This is a genomic window from Corynebacterium bouchesdurhonense (assembly GCF_900078305.2).
Classification (GTDB): Bacteria; Actinomycetota; Actinomycetes; order Mycobacteriales; family Mycobacteriaceae; genus Corynebacterium; species Corynebacterium bouchesdurhonense.
The window spans coordinates 496,817-511,379 of the sequence record NZ_LT546028.1; the positions used below are offsets into that span (position 1 = coordinate 496,817).

At 64.6% G+C, this 14,563-nt stretch carries 12 protein-coding genes; 8 read left to right on the plus strand and 4 right to left on the minus strand.

What is annotated here, in order from left to right; genetic code table 11:
• Nucleotides 1-23: 23 nt before the first annotated feature.
• The gene (locus BN4252_RS07035; protein WP_230208599.1) at nt 24-1,493 is read right to left on the minus strand and encodes a DUF5129 domain-containing protein; all 1,470 of its coding nucleotides are present in this window, start codon (nt 1,491-1,493) and stop codon (nt 24-26) included.
• Between the two features lie 144 nt (nt 1,494-1,637).
• Here BN4252_RS07035 and BN4252_RS07040 point away from each other — a divergent pair, with 144 nt between their 5' ends.
• The 6 genes from BN4252_RS07040 (at nt 1,638) to BN4252_RS07065 (ending at nt 7,876) form a co-directional block, all read left to right on the plus strand.
• On the plus strand, nt 1,638-2,762 hold the full coding sequence (locus tag BN4252_RS07040) for an ABC transporter ATP-binding protein (RefSeq protein ID WP_066529282.1): 1,125 nt from the start codon (nt 1,638-1,640) through the stop codon (nt 2,760-2,762).
• Nucleotides 2,763-2,817: 55 nt separating this feature from the next.
• Nucleotides 2,818-3,999 carry a DUF4032 domain-containing protein gene (locus BN4252_RS07045; protein ID WP_066528140.1) on the plus strand — a complete coding sequence of 394 codons (1,182 nt, stop codon included), beginning with the start codon at nt 2,818-2,820 and terminating at the stop codon, nt 3,997-3,999.
• 77 nt (nt 4,000-4,076) lie between these two features.
• A complete protein-coding gene (locus BN4252_RS07050; RefSeq protein ID WP_066528142.1) occupies nt 4,077-5,405 on the plus strand; it encodes an ABC transporter substrate-binding protein in 1,329 nt (442 codons plus the stop codon).
• A gap of 38 nt (nt 5,406-5,443) precedes the next feature.
• Complete coding sequence (locus tag BN4252_RS07055) at nt 5,444-6,289, plus strand: carbohydrate ABC transporter permease (RefSeq protein WP_066528145.1); 846 nt, start codon at nt 5,444-5,446, stop codon at nt 6,287-6,289.
• A 3-nt stretch (nt 6,290-6,292) separates the two neighbouring features.
• On the plus strand, nt 6,293-7,243 hold the full coding sequence (locus tag BN4252_RS07060) for a carbohydrate ABC transporter permease (RefSeq protein WP_078056823.1): 951 nt from the start codon (nt 6,293-6,295) through the stop codon (nt 7,241-7,243).
• Nucleotides 7,244-7,252: 9 nt separating this feature from the next.
• A complete protein-coding gene (locus BN4252_RS07065; RefSeq protein WP_066528148.1) occupies nt 7,253-7,876 on the plus strand; it encodes a MusI family membrane protein in 624 nt (207 codons plus the stop codon).
• Here BN4252_RS07065 and BN4252_RS07070 read toward each other — a convergent pair.
• The 3 genes from BN4252_RS07070 to BN4252_RS07080 form a co-directional block, all read right to left on the minus strand.
• Nucleotides 7,873-8,580 (minus strand): hypothetical protein, encoded by a 708-nt coding sequence (locus tag BN4252_RS07070; RefSeq protein WP_066528151.1) that lies wholly within the window; start codon nt 8,578-8,580, stop codon nt 7,873-7,875. The genes BN4252_RS07065 and BN4252_RS07070 overlap by 4 nt on opposite strands.
• A 24-nt stretch (nt 8,581-8,604) precedes the next feature.
• A complete protein-coding gene (locus BN4252_RS07075; protein ID WP_143341184.1) occupies nt 8,605-10,302 on the minus strand; it encodes an ATP-binding protein in 1,698 nt (565 codons plus the stop codon).
• A 275-nt stretch (nt 10,303-10,577) separates the two neighbouring features.
• Entirely contained in the window at nt 10,578-11,843 is a 1,266-nt protein-coding gene (locus BN4252_RS07080; RefSeq protein ID WP_066528157.1) for a dicarboxylate/amino acid:cation symporter, read from the minus strand.
• 190 nt (nt 11,844-12,033) lie between these two features.
• Between BN4252_RS07080 and BN4252_RS07085 the strand changes: the two genes are divergently transcribed.
• Together BN4252_RS07085 and BN4252_RS07090 are read left to right on the plus strand one after the other, a co-directional pair.
• A complete protein-coding gene (locus BN4252_RS07085; protein WP_230208600.1) occupies nt 12,034-12,501 on the plus strand; it encodes an SdpI family protein in 468 nt (155 codons plus the stop codon).
• Nucleotides 12,502-12,549: 48 nt separating this feature from the next.
• A complete protein-coding gene (locus BN4252_RS07090; RefSeq protein ID WP_066528160.1) occupies nt 12,550-14,562 on the plus strand; it encodes an McrB family protein in 2,013 nt (670 codons plus the stop codon).
• Nucleotide 14,563: the final 1 nt, after the last annotated feature.

Sequence of the window (14,563 nt, forward strand, 5' to 3'; positions counted from 1 at the left end):
GCCCCGCTGTCTAGCCCCGGCCCTTAGAACGAGCCCGAGCCACCGCCGCCGGCGAACCCGGAGCTGAAGGAGGTGTTGGTGGCCCCAGAGCCGGAGCTGGAGCTCTGCGCCTGCTGCTCGGCGCGCACGTTGGAGGCGTGCCAGTCATTGAGCACGATGTAGGGCACGTAGCCGTTGTAGATGTAGCCGGGCTCGGTGAGCGAGGGTTGGCGCAGCTGCTCGCGCTCTTTGACGTCGGAGAACTGGCGGCGCTTCACCTCGTCCAAAAGCAGGCGGTAATCACCCAGCACGCGCACGAACTCGTCCACAAACTGTGGCGAGTCCGGGTGCTGGTCCAGCCACTCCACGCGCTGCTCCAGCTCCGCTAGGTCGCGCTTGAGCTCCTCGCTCTTCACGCCGCGGCGGGCCTGGATGATGTCCTCGCGGATGTCGGTGATCAGGTGGCGGCGGGCGGCGGCGTCGCCGCGCTCCACGTCAAAAAGTCGGTTGATGTTGTCCTCGGCGTGCCCGGTGCCGGTCATGGTGGCCGCGGCCTCCGCGAGCGCCTTGCGGTTCTCCCACGCCTGCCGGTCGGTGGCCACGCTGTAGCGCTGTGTGGCGTCATGCAGGGAGAGGAAGTTGTCGCGCACGTCCTCCCATTCGCTGCGCAGCTCCGCGTTGGCAAAGGCGGAGGAGACGGAGTTCGCGCGGATATCCAGCTCGTCCAGTCGCTGGCTCAGCCCCGTGTAGTCGTTTGCCAGCAGCGCGTAGTCCGCGCGGGCTTGGGCAATCGCTTTTCTGCGTTTCTCGCGCCGAGCCGCGGCTATCGCCCCGCCGCCGAGCGCCACGCTACCCGGGAGCAGGGTGCCCACCACGGTCCCCATCACGCGGTCCGTCTCGGCGCCGCTGACCACCCAGTCCGCCACCGCCTCTGTATCGGTGGCGTAGTCGGCGCCGGCGAAGAGGCCGGCGGGGATGTTGTTGTCGCGTAAGCCCGGCACCATGGCGTCGATCGCGCCGTCCAGGCGCTGGCCGTCCCACAGCTTCAGCTGGTCCAGCACGTCCACGCCAGCGAAGACGAACTGGTGGCGGGAGTTCATGTCCGCGCCAATGATCAGCACGCCGTTGGCAAAGCGCTCGTCGCCGATCTCGTCCGGGTAGTTGTCCCGCAGGAAATTTTCCACGGAGTCATTGACGTTGTCCCGGCCCTCGTTCAGCACCAGGTAATGGATTTTTTTCACGGTGTCGGGGTGCTGCAGGCGCTCGGCGTCTCGCACCATGCGGGCCTCGTCCTCCGGGGTGAGCAGATCGGCCGGGTCGGAGATCTCCACTGCCGGGGCCTGGGACTGCACGGCAACGGCCACCTGGTCCGGGGAGGGCACGTCACTGGCGGCGTACCCCAGCGCGCCGCCGCCGGTGGCTAAAAGCGCCGTGGCGCCGATCACGGCGGCCCAGTCCTTGCCCTTGGTGCTCTTTGATCCGCGGAATCCCGCATCTGTGCCCTTGTCTGCCATGGCGCCATGGTACGGCGTTCGGGCGGGTTTGAAAGGGGGATTAAAAGGTGTTCAAAGGGGGCGTCGATAAGCAAAGGCCCGTGTTACATTCCTACTACCCACTACGGATCGTTCGGCACGTACCTGCCGATGGAGGAGAACATCATGGCAACTGTGACCTATGACCAGGCCACGCGCATTTACCCCGGCGCGGACAAGCCCAGCGTGGACCGACTGAACCTGGACATCGCGGACGGCGAGTTTTTGGTGCTTGTCGGCCCGTCAGGCTCCGGCAAGTCCACCGCGCTGCGCATGCTGGCGGGCCTGGAGGAGACCAATGAGGGGCGCATCCTCATCGGTGACCGGGACGTGACCAAGGCGAGCCCGAAAGACCGCGACATTGCCATGGTGTTTCAGAACTACGCGCTGTACCCGCACATGACCGTGCGGGAGAACATCGGCTTCGCGCTGAAGATCGCGGGCATGGACAAAGCGGAGATCAACCGCCGGGTGGAGGAGGCCGCGAAGACGCTGGACCTCACGCAGTACCTGGACCGCAAGCCGAAGGCCCTGTCCGGCGGCCAGCGCCAGCGCGTGGCCATGGGCCGCGCCATCGTGCGCGAGCCGCAGGTGTTCCTCATGGACGAGCCCCTGTCCAACCTGGACGCCAAGCTGCGCGTGCAGACCCGCACCCAGATTGCCAACCTGCAGCGCCGCATGGGCGTGACCACCATCTACGTCACGCACGACCAGACCGAGGCCCTGACCATGGGTGACCGCATCGCCGTGCTGAACTTCGGCGTGCTGCAGCAGGTGGGCACCCCGCGCGAGCTGTACGAGCACCCCAACAACGTGTTTGTGGCCGGCTTCATCGGCTCGCCGGCGATGAACCTCTCCACCTTCGACGTGGACGCCGCCTCCCGCACCGCGCGCGCCGGCCAGGCCGCCATCCCGCTGAGCGACGAGGTGCTCGCCCGCATCACCCCGGAGGACAACGGCCAGGTGATCCTCGGCTTCCGCCCCGAGGCGCTCGAGCTGGTGGACGCCTCGGCGGAGCACACCATCCCGGTGGAGGTGGACTTTGTGGAGGAGCTCGGCTCCGACTCCTTCATCTACGGCCACCTGGCCGGCGGCGGCTGGCGCAGCGAGGGCCGCGAGGAGGGCGACGCGGGAGAGATCGTGCTGCGCACCCCGCCGCTGTCCGGCGCCCGAGAAGGCGACGTGATCCACGCCCGCATCAAGGACGGCGGCCTGCACGCCTTTTCAAAGGCCACCGGCACCCGCATCTAGCCGGGTGGAAAAACTCAACGTTGTCTCGCCGGCCTACGCGCCGACGCTTTTGACTATGCCGTGGGACCAGCCCCTCGACGAGTGGAGCGGCGACCTGCTGGCTGCCCTGCCGCGGGGCATCTCGCGCCACACGGTGCGGCTGATCTCGGCGGGCGGGCTTGTCTTTGCGGTGAAGGAGATCGGCGAGGCGGTGGCCTACCACGAGTACCGGATGCTGCGCCGCCTGCAGGAGCTCGACGCCCCGTGCGTGGTGCCGGTGGCAGTGGTGACCAACCGCGAGGACGCGGACGGCGGGGCGTTGACAGCCTGCCTGGTCACCGAGCACCTGCGCTTCTCCCTTCCGTACCGCGACGTGTTCTCGCGCGTGCTCGAGCCGGACACGGTGAGCAAGCTCGTGCGGGCGCTCGCCGTGCTGCTGGTCAAGCTGCACCTGCTGAACTTCTATTGGGGCGACGTGTCGCTGTCCAACACCCTCTTCCGCCGCGACGCGGACCAATTCTCCGCCTACCTGGTCGACGCCGAGACGGGGGAGTTCCACGAGCCCCTATCTCCGGGGCGCAGGCTTTACGACGTCGACGTGGCGCGCGTAAACATCATCGGCGAGCTGATGGACCTGCAGGCGGGGCAGTACCTAGACGCGTCGGTGGACGTGATCGCGCTGGGTAACGCGATCGAGCAGACCTACCTGGAGCTGTGGGACCTGATGACGGGCGAGCTGGTGGTGGAGGGCGATGCCTTCGACGCCATCGCCGAGCGCGTGGCCCGCATTAACCAGCTCGGCTTCGACGTTGGGGAGATGCAGATCGAGCACACCGGCGACGTCCACCGGGTGCACATCGAGCCGGCCGTGTTCTCCACCGGCTTCAACCGCCGCCGGCTTCAGGCGCTGACGGGCCTGGACGTGCAGGACCGGCAGGCGCAGCGCCTGCTGGGGGAGATGGAGGTGTACCGCGCCGTGCGCTACGGCGGGCGGCTGCCGCTGGAGGCGGTGGCGCACCGCTGGATGGTCAAGGAGTACGAGCCGGTGGTGCACCTGATCCCGCCGGAGCTGCGGGAGAAGCTGGAGCCGGCCCAAATCTTCCACGAGATCTTGGACCACCGCTGGTTTCTGAGCCAGAACCTGTCCCGCTTCGTGCCGCTGGCGGAGGCTGCCGAGAGCTACTTTGAGAAGGTTCTGCCCGGCCACCGGGACGAGGCGATGGTGTACCGCCTCCCCCGCGAAAACGGTGACACGTAACACATCGTTTTGCCCGCTGTGAGCAGGACTCTAATATTGGGTGTGTCCCAACCAATTGGCGCAGCAAAGGAATGCCCATGAACAAGTTCAGCCGCGTGCTCGCCACCACCGCCGTGGCCGCGCTGACCGCAACCAGTCTCTCCGCCTGCGGAGGCAGCGCCGAAGACGACGGCGCGAGCGTCTACTTCCTCAACTTCAAGCCGGAGCAGGACGCCGCCTACCAGCAGATTGCCAAGGAGTACACCGAGGAGACCGGCGTGCCCGTCAAGGTGGTTACCGCCGCCTCCGGCAAGTACGAGCAGACCCTGCGCACCGAGGTGTCCAAGTCCGATGCGCCGACCCTGTTCCAGATGAACGGCCCCACCGGCTTTGACACTTGGCGCGACTACACCTCGGACCTCTCCGACACCGAGGTGGCCAAGCAGCTCAATGACGACGTCACCCCGTTGACGGAGGACGACGGCTCCGTGCGCGGCATCCCCTTCGCCGTGGAGGGCTTCGGCATCCTCTACAACGAGGAGATCCTGGACAAGTACTTCGCCCTGCCCGGCGCGGCGGTGACCTCCATCGACCAGGTGAAGAACTTCGAGTCCCTGAAGAAGCTGGCCGAGGACATGCAGGCTAAGCGCGGCGAGCTGGGCATCGACGGCACCTTCGCCTCCACCTCCCTGGCCTCCGGCGAGGACTGGCGCTGGCAGACGCACCTGGCAAACGGCCCGATGCACTACGAGTTCGACGAGATCGGCGACCCGAACACCGCGGACGTGGAGTTCAAGTACAACGAGGAGTTCAAGAACCTCTTCGACCTGTACCTGCAGAACTCCACCGTGCAGCCGTCGCTCGCGCCTTCCAAGGCCGTGTCCGACTCCATGGCCGAGTTCGCCCTGGGTAAGGCCGCGATGGTGCAGAACGGCAACTGGGCTTGGAGCCAGATCGCGGACGTGAACGGCAACGTGGTCAAGGAGGACAAGATCAAGTTCCTCCCCATGTACATGGGCCTGCCGGACGAGGAGAAGACCGGCATCAACGTGGGCACCGAGAACTACTTCGCGGTGAACTCCAAGGCCTCCGAGGAGGACCAGCAGGCGTCCAAGGACTTCCTGGACTGGCTGTTTACCTCCGAGAAGGGCAAGCAGCACGTGATTGAAGACCTCGGCTTCATCGCCCCGTTTAAGAACTACGGCGAGAACGACGTCCCGGCGGACCCGCTGGCCAAGCAGGTGCAGGCCGCGATCGCGGACGACTCCGTTTCCACCATCCCGTGGGACTTCCAGTACTTCCCGTCACAGCAGTTCAAGGACCTCTTCGGCGGTAACCTTGCGCAGTACGCGGCGGGCAACATGGACTGGGCCGACGTGGTGAAGGCCTTCCAGGAGGACTGGAAGGCCGAGAAGAAGACCAGCTAGGCCGGACGTCTTCCCGCCCCCCGAGAGAGGCTTTGCCAATGCAGCAATCCTTGAAAAAGTATTTCCCCATCTTCGTACTGCCCACGTTGCTGGCGTTTTTGATTGCGTTCCTCGTGCCGTTTGTGATGGGCTTCTTGCTGTCCTTCACCGAGTTCACCACCATCACCAACGCCTCCTGGGTGGGCCTGGACAACTACGCCCAGGCGTTCGAGGCCCGCGAGGGCTTCGTGCGCTCCTTCGGGTTCACCGCGCTGGTGTCCATCGTGTCCATCATCACGGTCAACGTGTTCGCCTTCGCCATCGCGTGGGTGCTCACGCGCAAGCTGAAGGGCACGAACTTCTTCCGCACCATTTTCTTCATGCCCAACCTCATCGGCGGCATCGTGCTGGGTTACACCTGGCAGTCGATGATCAACGCGGTGCTGGCCCGCTACGGCACCACCATCGTGGCGGACTGGAAGTATGGCTTCGCCGGCCTGATCATCCTGCTGAACTGGCAGCTGGTGGGGTACATGATGATCATCTACATCGCCGGCCTGCAGAACGTCCCGCCGGAGTTGGTGGAGGCCGCGGAGCTGGACGGCGTCTCCCGCTGGGAGATGCTGCGGCACGTGACCATCCCGATGATCATGCCGTCCATCACCATCTGCCTCTTCCTCACCCTGTCCAACACGTTCAAGCTGTTCGACCAGAACCTGGCGCTCACCAACGGCGCGCCCGGCGGGCAGACGGAGATGGTGGCGCTCAACATCGTCAACACCATGTTCAACCGCATCGGGGTCGAGGGCGTGGGCCAGGCAAAGGCCGTGATCTTTGTCGTGGTCGTGGTTGTCATCGCGATGTTCCAGCTGCGCGCCACGCGCAGCAGGGAAGTGGAGGCCTAAACCATGACTAGCCGCATCAATCCGGCCGTGAACGACGGCGAGGCTCCGAGGGAGGAGCTTTTGCTTGACGACGCCCCCGTGAGCGCAAACAAGCCCAAGCCCTCCGCCACCGCCGGCACACTCTCCGGCCCCGCGAAGACGCTGATCTACGCGGTGCTGATCTTCCTCACGGTGGTGTTCCTCGGGCCGATCTTCTTCATCCTGCTGAACTCGTTCAAGCAGAAGTTCGCCATCTCCAACAACCCCTTCACGCTGCCGCTGGGGGATATGTGGGCGGGGTTTGAGAACTACGTCACCGGCATCCAGGGCGAGGGCTTCGGTATGGCCATCGTGTGGTCCTTTGTGATCACGATCCTCTCCGTGGCCGCCATCGTGTTCTTCTCCGCCATGACGGCGTACTACATCACACGCGTGAAGACGTGGTGGACCTCCGCCCTGTACTACCTGTTCGTGTTCTCCATGGTCATCCCCTTCCAGATGGTCATGTTCCCCACCGTTGCCATTGCGGACCGCCTGCACCTGGACAACCCCCTAGGCATGGTGGTGCTCTACATGGGCTTCGGTGCCGGGCTGTCCGTGTTCATGTTCGCCGGGTTTGTGAAGTCCATCCCGCTGGAGATCGAGGAGGCCGCCACCATCGACGGCTGCTCCCCGCTACAGACCTTCTTCCGCGTGGTGCTGCCCATGCTCAAGCCCACCGCGATCACCGTGGCCATCCTGAACGCTATGTGGGTGTGGAACGACTACCTGCTGCCGTACCTGGTCATCGGCCTGTCCACGCCGTACCGCACCATCCCGGTGGTGATCCAGCAGTTTGTTGGCTCCCAGGGCAACCGCGACATGGGCGCCATGATGGCCATGCTGGTGCTGGCCATCATCCCCATCGTGGTGTTCTACATGTCCGCGCAGAAGCACATTGTGGAGGGCGTGGCCGCCGGCGCCGTCAAGGGCTAGCCTGAAGGCGTGTTCCACCCCGAGTCCCGCTTCATGTCCGCCATCACCCTGATGGCGGACATTGTCATTCTCAACATGTTCCTGGTGGTGGCCTGCCTCCCGGTGGTCACGGTCGGGGCGGCGGTGCGCGCCGCGGCCGTGGTGGTGCGCGACATGGTGGCCGGGGTGGGTTCCGGCTACAGCATGCAGTTCCTGCGGGAGCTGACGCAGCGGTGGAAGCCGGTGACCCTCTACTGGCTGCTGCTCGCGGCCCTCGGCGCGGCGCTGGCGTACCAGCAGTGGGTCGTGTTCCACGCCGGCCTGGGCCGCGGGGCGCTGGTGGTGGTCGAGGCGCTTGCGCTCTCGGGAGCCTTCATCATCGCGGGCGTGAGCGTGTGGTTCTTCGCGCTCGCCTCATCCCGCAAACCGGAGACGGGCTTTGGCGAGCTGCTCCCCGCGGCGGTGCTGGCCACGTTCCGGCACCTAGGCCATACACTGGCGGCGGTGGCTATCCTGCTCGCCGGCGCGGCCGCCGTGGTCGCGCTGCCCATCGCGTGGGCGGTGCCGCTGACCACCTTCCTGGTGCCGGCGCTCACCCTCTACCTCATCCGGCTGGTGGTGGCCGGGCCGCTGGGGGAGCGGCTGGGGGATTAAAAGGGCTCAGCCTCGAGGCGGGCGAGCACCACGGCGTGCTCGTCGATCCGCTCGGTCAGCTTCGCCTCCACGCTCTCCCGCGCTTCCGAGGTGAGGAACCACCCCGCCCACGCTGTCTTGCCGGGGGAGAAGATGCCGTCCCCCTTGCCAATGATGTTCAGCGTGGCGTCGCGGACCCACAGGGGGCCAACTAACTTCGTCTGCTCCGTACCCTCCATCTCCGAGATGGCGGGATGGAAAGCAACGGCGTTGACGTTTGCAAGCAGATCGTCGAAAAGCTGCTGCGCCACCGCCTCGTTAGCCTCTGTGCCGAGGTACACCACGGTGATGAGCGAGAGCTCCCCCTCAATCCCGTCTCGGACTTGGAGCTCCGAGATACCGTCGAGCGTCGACGGGTAGCGGGTGGGGTCAGCGGGGCTTTCGAAGAAGAAGTCCTCCACTGCCTCGTCCCGGTCCGCAATGACAAAATCGACCAACGCGTTCAACTCGTAAAGCTGCATCCCCTCCGGCGCCGGCATATTCGCGTACGCGGCCTCGCACCGCAGGTCCCAGAGGAAGAAGTCGTTCTCAATCGGGTGCGGCTGGGGGGAGATCGCAACCACCTCGGCGCGGCTCGCGCTTACGCGGGCGCGGTAGAGCTCATACGCATCGTTGAGGTCCTCCTCGTGCGCCACGAAGTGAGTGGAAATGATCTCATAAGCCATGGCGGCTAGCGTAGCGGGAGATCATTAGGCCAGCCGGTACCTCCGATTCCGGCTTGTTGGCGGGGCCGTCGGTGTAACCTCGCCACTCTCGACGAGTTTGCGAAGGCGTGGCCGGAGACTACCGAGGCTCACCTCCAGGGCCGCCGAAATCTCCCGCGCAGACAGCTCGCCTCCATCAGCCAACAACCGTGCGATCTCCTCATCGGTAGACACCGCCGCGGCCGGCGGCAAGGTGAAGGCGTCAGGGTCCCCGGCTGGAACCAGAACATGCTTTTCGACGAGCCCACTGAGCACCCCCCTCGCATCATCGCTGTCCAGCCCAATGTTGTTCTTCAGCTCCCGAACCGACACGGCACCCAGGCCGTGTGCAATCGCCAGAGCGATCTGCTCTTCGCGGCTGGCATCCGGAGCAATGGTGCTTAGCCAAGACGCAATCTCTGGCGTCAGAAGGCCGAATCGATACAAGGTGACGGTGAAATCACTGATGGTGGCTGTGAATACCGGCTGGGGAAGTCCTTGGTGCTGCATCCCCAGCTTCATTCTCTGGATGCCGCTGCCCTGGTTCTCCGCAACACGGGACGAGCCCCCCGGCGATGGAAGATGACTCAGCAGGTTAGCGAGCGCAGGATTCCGCGTTGTAGAGCGGTTTTCGTCCAGATTCTCCAAAGTTCGGTCGCCCCAGAGACCACCCGGGTTGTTGATCTCCACCCGGTCCGGGTAGATGTCAATCTGCACTTGCCGGCCCTGCACCTGGGGGTTGTAATCCCTGTGCATCACAGCATTGACCACGGCTTCGCGGATCGCGATCTCTGGGATCTCCGGTTCATCGACCATCGCAGAACCCCTCTCGACGGCCCGCGTTCGCAAGTTTGCCAACACCGTCTGGATTGCAGTTTCCACAGCAATTGGCAGCGGCCCATCACACTGCTTACGTTCTAGAAACCGCACTTCGCTGGCCGACTTCTCTGCCATCGGATGGACCGCTACGTCGATGAAGAGCTGCGGGTAGAACTGCTGAGGGTACGATCCCAGCGCCATGAGACCAGCGAGCGTCGGTTTACCGCCGGCATCGACCACATGGAGACGCTCAAGCGCTTCGGCATCGGTCCGCGTTCCGTACATCAGACGGGATCCGGACTTTACGAAGGATTCCAAGAGGGCGATCCACGCCGCTCGTTCGAGGTCATCGAGTGTGGCCTGCGGCGGCGTGGCCAGCTCCGCGATATCTGTCTCGAACAGTGAAGATAGCTGGAAGATCTCATACGAGGACAGCCGTTGGTCGCCATCCAACACTCGTTTATACGAACCGTTACGCGGGCCTTGCGATGTGACGAAGCACGGCATCTGTTTCCCGAGCTTTGGGTCATCCCGCATCGGGTACACCGTGAGGACGATAACCGGCTGGTCTTCAAACTCGTCGGATTCAATCTCCACACGCGGCATCGGCGTGACACCCGGGTCTTCTTTTGAATGACGGAACGCATCCTCGACCCGATCAGCGGCGCGTCGGTAGTCAAAGTCAGGGTTGACCTGGAATGAACCGAGCTGCTGATCTTCTGAAATTCCCAGAACAATGACGCCGCCACGGGTATTCGCGAAAGCACTCACCGTACTCCAAAACCCTTTATCTAGTTTGCCGGCGCCGCTTTTTGCCTCAACGTAGTTATCGTCGTCTCCTTGGCGGTTGAGTCTCGCCATGATGCGATCCATGCGTTCACTCACACCGTCAATATATTGCAATCTTCAGTGAGGAGAGTGAAAAACGTCCATTTGGTTCACTGATGACGCGAATTTGGTAGTGACAGCGTCAGTGACGTGCTCACTTCATTCACTGACGGCGTCACTTTTTCAGTGAGAACCCCAATTTCTTCAGTGACGCTTCAGTGAGACTTCACTGACACCACAGTGATGCGCACACCGAGGAGCCCCCGGACAAACAGAAACTCCCCGCCGGGGCTGAACAATCAGCGCCGACGGGGAGTGGTCCGTGCCGGGATCTAACGCACCACGGTCGAGCCCTCGCCGGGAGCGATGTCGCCCGGAGCGCCGTCCGCGGCAACCAATTCGGCGTCCGTTTCACGTGAAACATCGCCCTTGATCTTGCCGGCGGCGAACTTGTTCACAATGAGGGCGATCGCGCCGTCGCCGGTCACGTTCGCGGCGGTGCCGAAGGAGTCAACCACGATGTAGGCGGCGATCATGAGGGAGACCATGGAATCGTCGAAACCGAGGTTGGACTGCAGCAGGCCCACGGCGGCCATGATGGCGCCGCCCGGCACGCCCGGCGCGGCGATCATCATGATGCCCAGCAGCAGCAGGAAGCCGATGATCTGGCCGTTGGACACGTCCAGGTTATCCATGAAGACGATGGCCAGCGCGTAAAGGGTGATCTTCATCATCGAGCCGGAGAGGTGAATCGTGGCGCAGAGCGGGACCACGAAGCCAGCCACGTCCTCATCCACCTTGTTCTTCAGCGTGGACTCGTAGGTGACCGGGATGGTGGCGGCGGAGGACGAGGTACCCAAGGCGGTGAAGTACGCCGGCAGCATGTTCTTCAGCGCGGTGAACGGGTTACGGCCCGCGATAGCGCCCGCCACCAGGTACTGGATCAGGATGATCACCAGGGTCATCACGATGGAGAGCAGGAGCACCTTGCCAAAGGCGGCGATGGTGGAGCCGAAGTTCTCGTTCATGCCCAGGTTCAGGAAGGTGCCGAAGATGTAGAGCGGCAAAAGCGGGATGACAAAGCTGGTGACCACTTTGAGAATCACCCCGTTGAGCTCGTCGAGCACCTGCTTCATGGCGCGCGACGGCACCGCGGTCATGGCCACGCCGATCACAAACGCCAGCAGCAGGGCGGACATCACGGCAAACGGCGCGGGCATTTCCACGGTGAAGTAGGGGCTGAGGCCGCCTTCCTCCGGATCGGCCACGTCGGTGACCAGGCCGCCGTTGAGCATGAGCGGGTACAGCAGCTTCGCGGTGCCGAAGGCGATCAGGCCGGAGATGATCGTGGAACCGTACGCGATGCCGGCGGTGGCGCCGAGCCACTTACCCGCGCCTTGGCCCAGGCCGGCGATCGCGGGGGCGATGAGCGCAAAGATGAGCACCGGCACGAAGAAGCCGAGGAAGTTGGAGAACAGGCCGTTGAAGGTGACAAACACGCGGGCCAGCCACACGGGGAAGAACAGGCTGCAGAGGTACCCGCCGATGATGGCGAGCACGATCCAGAACAGCAGGCTGTTGAGGAGTTTCGATTTCATTGGTTCCAGGACCTTGACAGGGCGCGCGGGGGGCGCGACGGTGGACGGGACACGCACAGAATACTTGGTGGGCACCCAGTACACGGGAACTCTGCGCACTTACATCCCGGTCTTCGGCCAGTTGGAAGCGCTCCCTCGGCCCGCGTCGTACGTTTCGGCGCCCACCTCGGCGCGGTTTATGCTTGAGTGCATGTCACCGCTGGATTCCATGACCACGCTCAACCTCGTCCTCGGCATCATCTTCCTCGCCAGCGCGCTATGCCTCATCGTCCTCGGCGCGGTGGCCACCGTCGGCAAGCTCCCCGGCAACGCGACGATCGGCCTGCGCGTGCCGGAGGTGCGCAAGCACGAGTCCACGTGGGTGCAGGCGCACCGGGTGGTGGGCCCGTTCTGGATCCTCACCGGCGTGGCGCTGGCCATCGCCGCCGCCTTCGCGTTCATCGCCCATGGGTGGGTGTGGGTCGCGCCGGTCATCGCGGTGGTCGCCGCGGTCATCGCCCTTTCGGTCGGTGGGAATTTCGGGGCTCGGGCTGCAGTGCTTGTCGACGCCGCCCTAGAAGCCCAGTCCCAAGACGAAGCCGCCGCCGCCCGCGCCCAGTCCGCTCCGGCCGTGGACCTCGACGCCCTGCGCCGCGCCGCAGGCCAGGCCGACAAGTAGCGCACGAAACCCCGGCACGAGGCGCCGCCATCCGATAGCCTCGTCGGCATGCCCGCCGACAACGCCCCCGCCGCTTCCTCCGAAGAATCGAAGTCCAAGCCCCTCCACGACGCGATCCTCCGCGTCCTGGATAAGGCCAAGGTGCCGCTTTCCGTGTCGAAGATCCAGGATGGCGTGAATGCGAACAGCCCTGGCGCGCAGTACTCCTACCAGACGGTGCGTAATGCCGTCATCCACGATCTCGAGGCGCAGGTGGAGAGCCTGACCCGCGCCCAGCTCGAAGAGCACGTGGGCCGCGATATGGCCGACGCCGCGTACCCGCGGGAGAGCGCGGGCAGGCCTATTAAAGACTTCTACCGGCTGAAGCCGACGCACCACGACAAGGTGAAGAACGCCACGCAGGCGGCGCGGCGCTTCAAACAGACCGGCTTCATCGACCAGAACTCCATCTTCGAGGACGCCGGCAGCATGGACGGGCTGTGGAGCGCGGACAACTTCGCCCGCGTGGCGGACGTGCTGGCCACCCCGGACCTCGCGGAAGCCAAGTCGCTGCCCAAGGCGTTGGTGGCGGCGGTGTCGGATGCCCCAGTGGAAACCCGCCAGCTGATGGCGGAGTTGTACCTGCTCTACCTCCTCCCGCTGAACCACATTGCCAAGGCCGGCAAGCTGGATGCCGTGACGCAGCTCCTCCCGGCGATGGAGGACGCTGACGCTGCGCCCAGCGCGCTGCCGGTCGAGCTGGATCGCCGGTTGGAAGATTCCGGCGCGCTGACCAACTTTCCCAACTACGGCTCGAGCAGGATCGAGAGCCTGAGATACCTCGCGGAGCTCGGCCGAAAGTTCGCCCAGTTGAGCGGGGAGGAGCGCCGGGAGGCGCTGGAGCCGGAGAACATCGAGGCGACGCTGCGGGGCGACATCTTCAAAGGCGGCCTGCCCTCGCACAGGGCCCCGGCCATGGTCCGGGCGCTGCAGTTCCTCTTCGCGCCGGAGGTATTCCCGCCGGTGGTGGACGGGGACGATTTGAAGAGCATCCTCGGCTCCTACCCCGAATACCAGGACGAGCTGGACAGCGCTGCGTCGGCGCAGTTCCAGGTGGGCCAGCTCCGCAGGATCCTGCGCGCTGAGACGAATGAACCGGACTTCGAGTTCGAGCTAGACAAGTCGACAGAGCCGCAGAAGCCAGTGGTCACGTTCACGCAAGGGGAAGCCAACAGAATGCATGTCAGCTCCGGCTGGCTGGCAACGGTTGCGGACCTGTTGACGTCGAAGAAGCAAATCATCTTCGACGGTCCTCCCGGCACCGGCAAGACCTACCTGGCCAACCGCGTCGCGAAGAAGCTCGTGGGGCCAGAGAAGCCAGAGAACATGCGCATCGTGCAGTTCCACCCCTCGTACGGCTACGAGGACTTCTTTGAGGGCTACCGGCCACGCAAGGGCAGCCACACCGGCGCCCTGGAGATGGAGCTCACCCCGGGCCCGCTGCGCGAGCTCGCCCGGCGGGCCAGCACGAAGCCGGACGAGGACTTCGTGCTGATCCTCGACGAAATGAACCGCGGCAACCTGCCGCGCATCTTCGGCGAGCTGTACTACCTGCTCGAGCACCGCGATGAGAAGGTGCCGCTGATGTACAGCCCGGAGTCCGAGTTCACCCTCCCCGGCAACCTCTACATCATCGGCACGATGAACAGCGCGGACCACTCTGTCACCGAGGTCGACGCGGCGCTGCGCCGCCGCTTCGCCATTTTCCCGCTCAACCCGCTGGAGGAGCCGACCAGCGACATCCTGCAGAAGTGGTCCGAGACGCACACCTCCTACGCCCGCCTGCCGCAGATCTGGAGCCAACTTAATGACGAGCTGCGGCGCCTTGGCGTGCAGGTGGACCAGCTCCTCGGCCCGTCCTACTTCCTCGGTGGTCCCGCGAAGAACCAGGCGGACGTGAAGAAAATCTGGGACTACGAGATCACGCCGCAGCTGCGCGCCTTGTTCCCGGGGGAACCCGAGAAGGTAGCCCAGCTCACCCTGGCCGCCATCGAGGCCAAGCTGGATCAGGACGCGCGCTAGC

Bases quoted from the DNA above. Each gene is read 5' to 3' on its own strand.
- BN4252_RS07040 (WP_066529282.1), top strand. From the start codon at position 1,638: ATGGCAACTGTGACCTATGACCAGGCCACGCGCATTTACCCCGGCGCG.
- BN4252_RS07035 (WP_230208599.1), bottom strand. From the start codon at position 1,493: ATGGCAGACAAGGGCACAGATGCGGGATTCCGCGGATCAAAGAGCACC.
- BN4252_RS07090 (WP_066528160.1), top strand. From the start codon at position 12,550: ATGCCCGCCGACAACGCCCCCGCCGCTTCCTCCGAAGAATCGAAGTCC.
- BN4252_RS07060 (WP_078056823.1), top strand. From the start codon at position 6,293: ATGACTAGCCGCATCAATCCGGCCGTGAACGACGGCGAGGCTCCGAGG.
- BN4252_RS07045 (WP_066528140.1), top strand. From the start codon at position 2,818: ATGCCGTGGGACCAGCCCCTCGACGAGTGGAGCGGCGACCTGCTGGCT.
- BN4252_RS07070 (WP_066528151.1), bottom strand. From the start codon at position 8,580: ATGGCTTATGAGATCATTTCCACTCACTTCGTGGCGCACGAGGAGGAC.
- BN4252_RS07055 (WP_066528145.1), top strand. From the start codon at position 5,444: ATGCAGCAATCCTTGAAAAAGTATTTCCCCATCTTCGTACTGCCCACG.
- BN4252_RS07050 (WP_066528142.1), top strand. From the start codon at position 4,077: ATGAACAAGTTCAGCCGCGTGCTCGCCACCACCGCCGTGGCCGCGCTG.
- BN4252_RS07080 (WP_066528157.1), bottom strand. From the start codon at position 11,843: ATGAAATCGAAACTCCTCAACAGCCTGCTGTTCTGGATCGTGCTCGCC.
- BN4252_RS07085 (WP_230208600.1), top strand. From the start codon at position 12,034: ATGTCACCGCTGGATTCCATGACCACGCTCAACCTCGTCCTCGGCATC.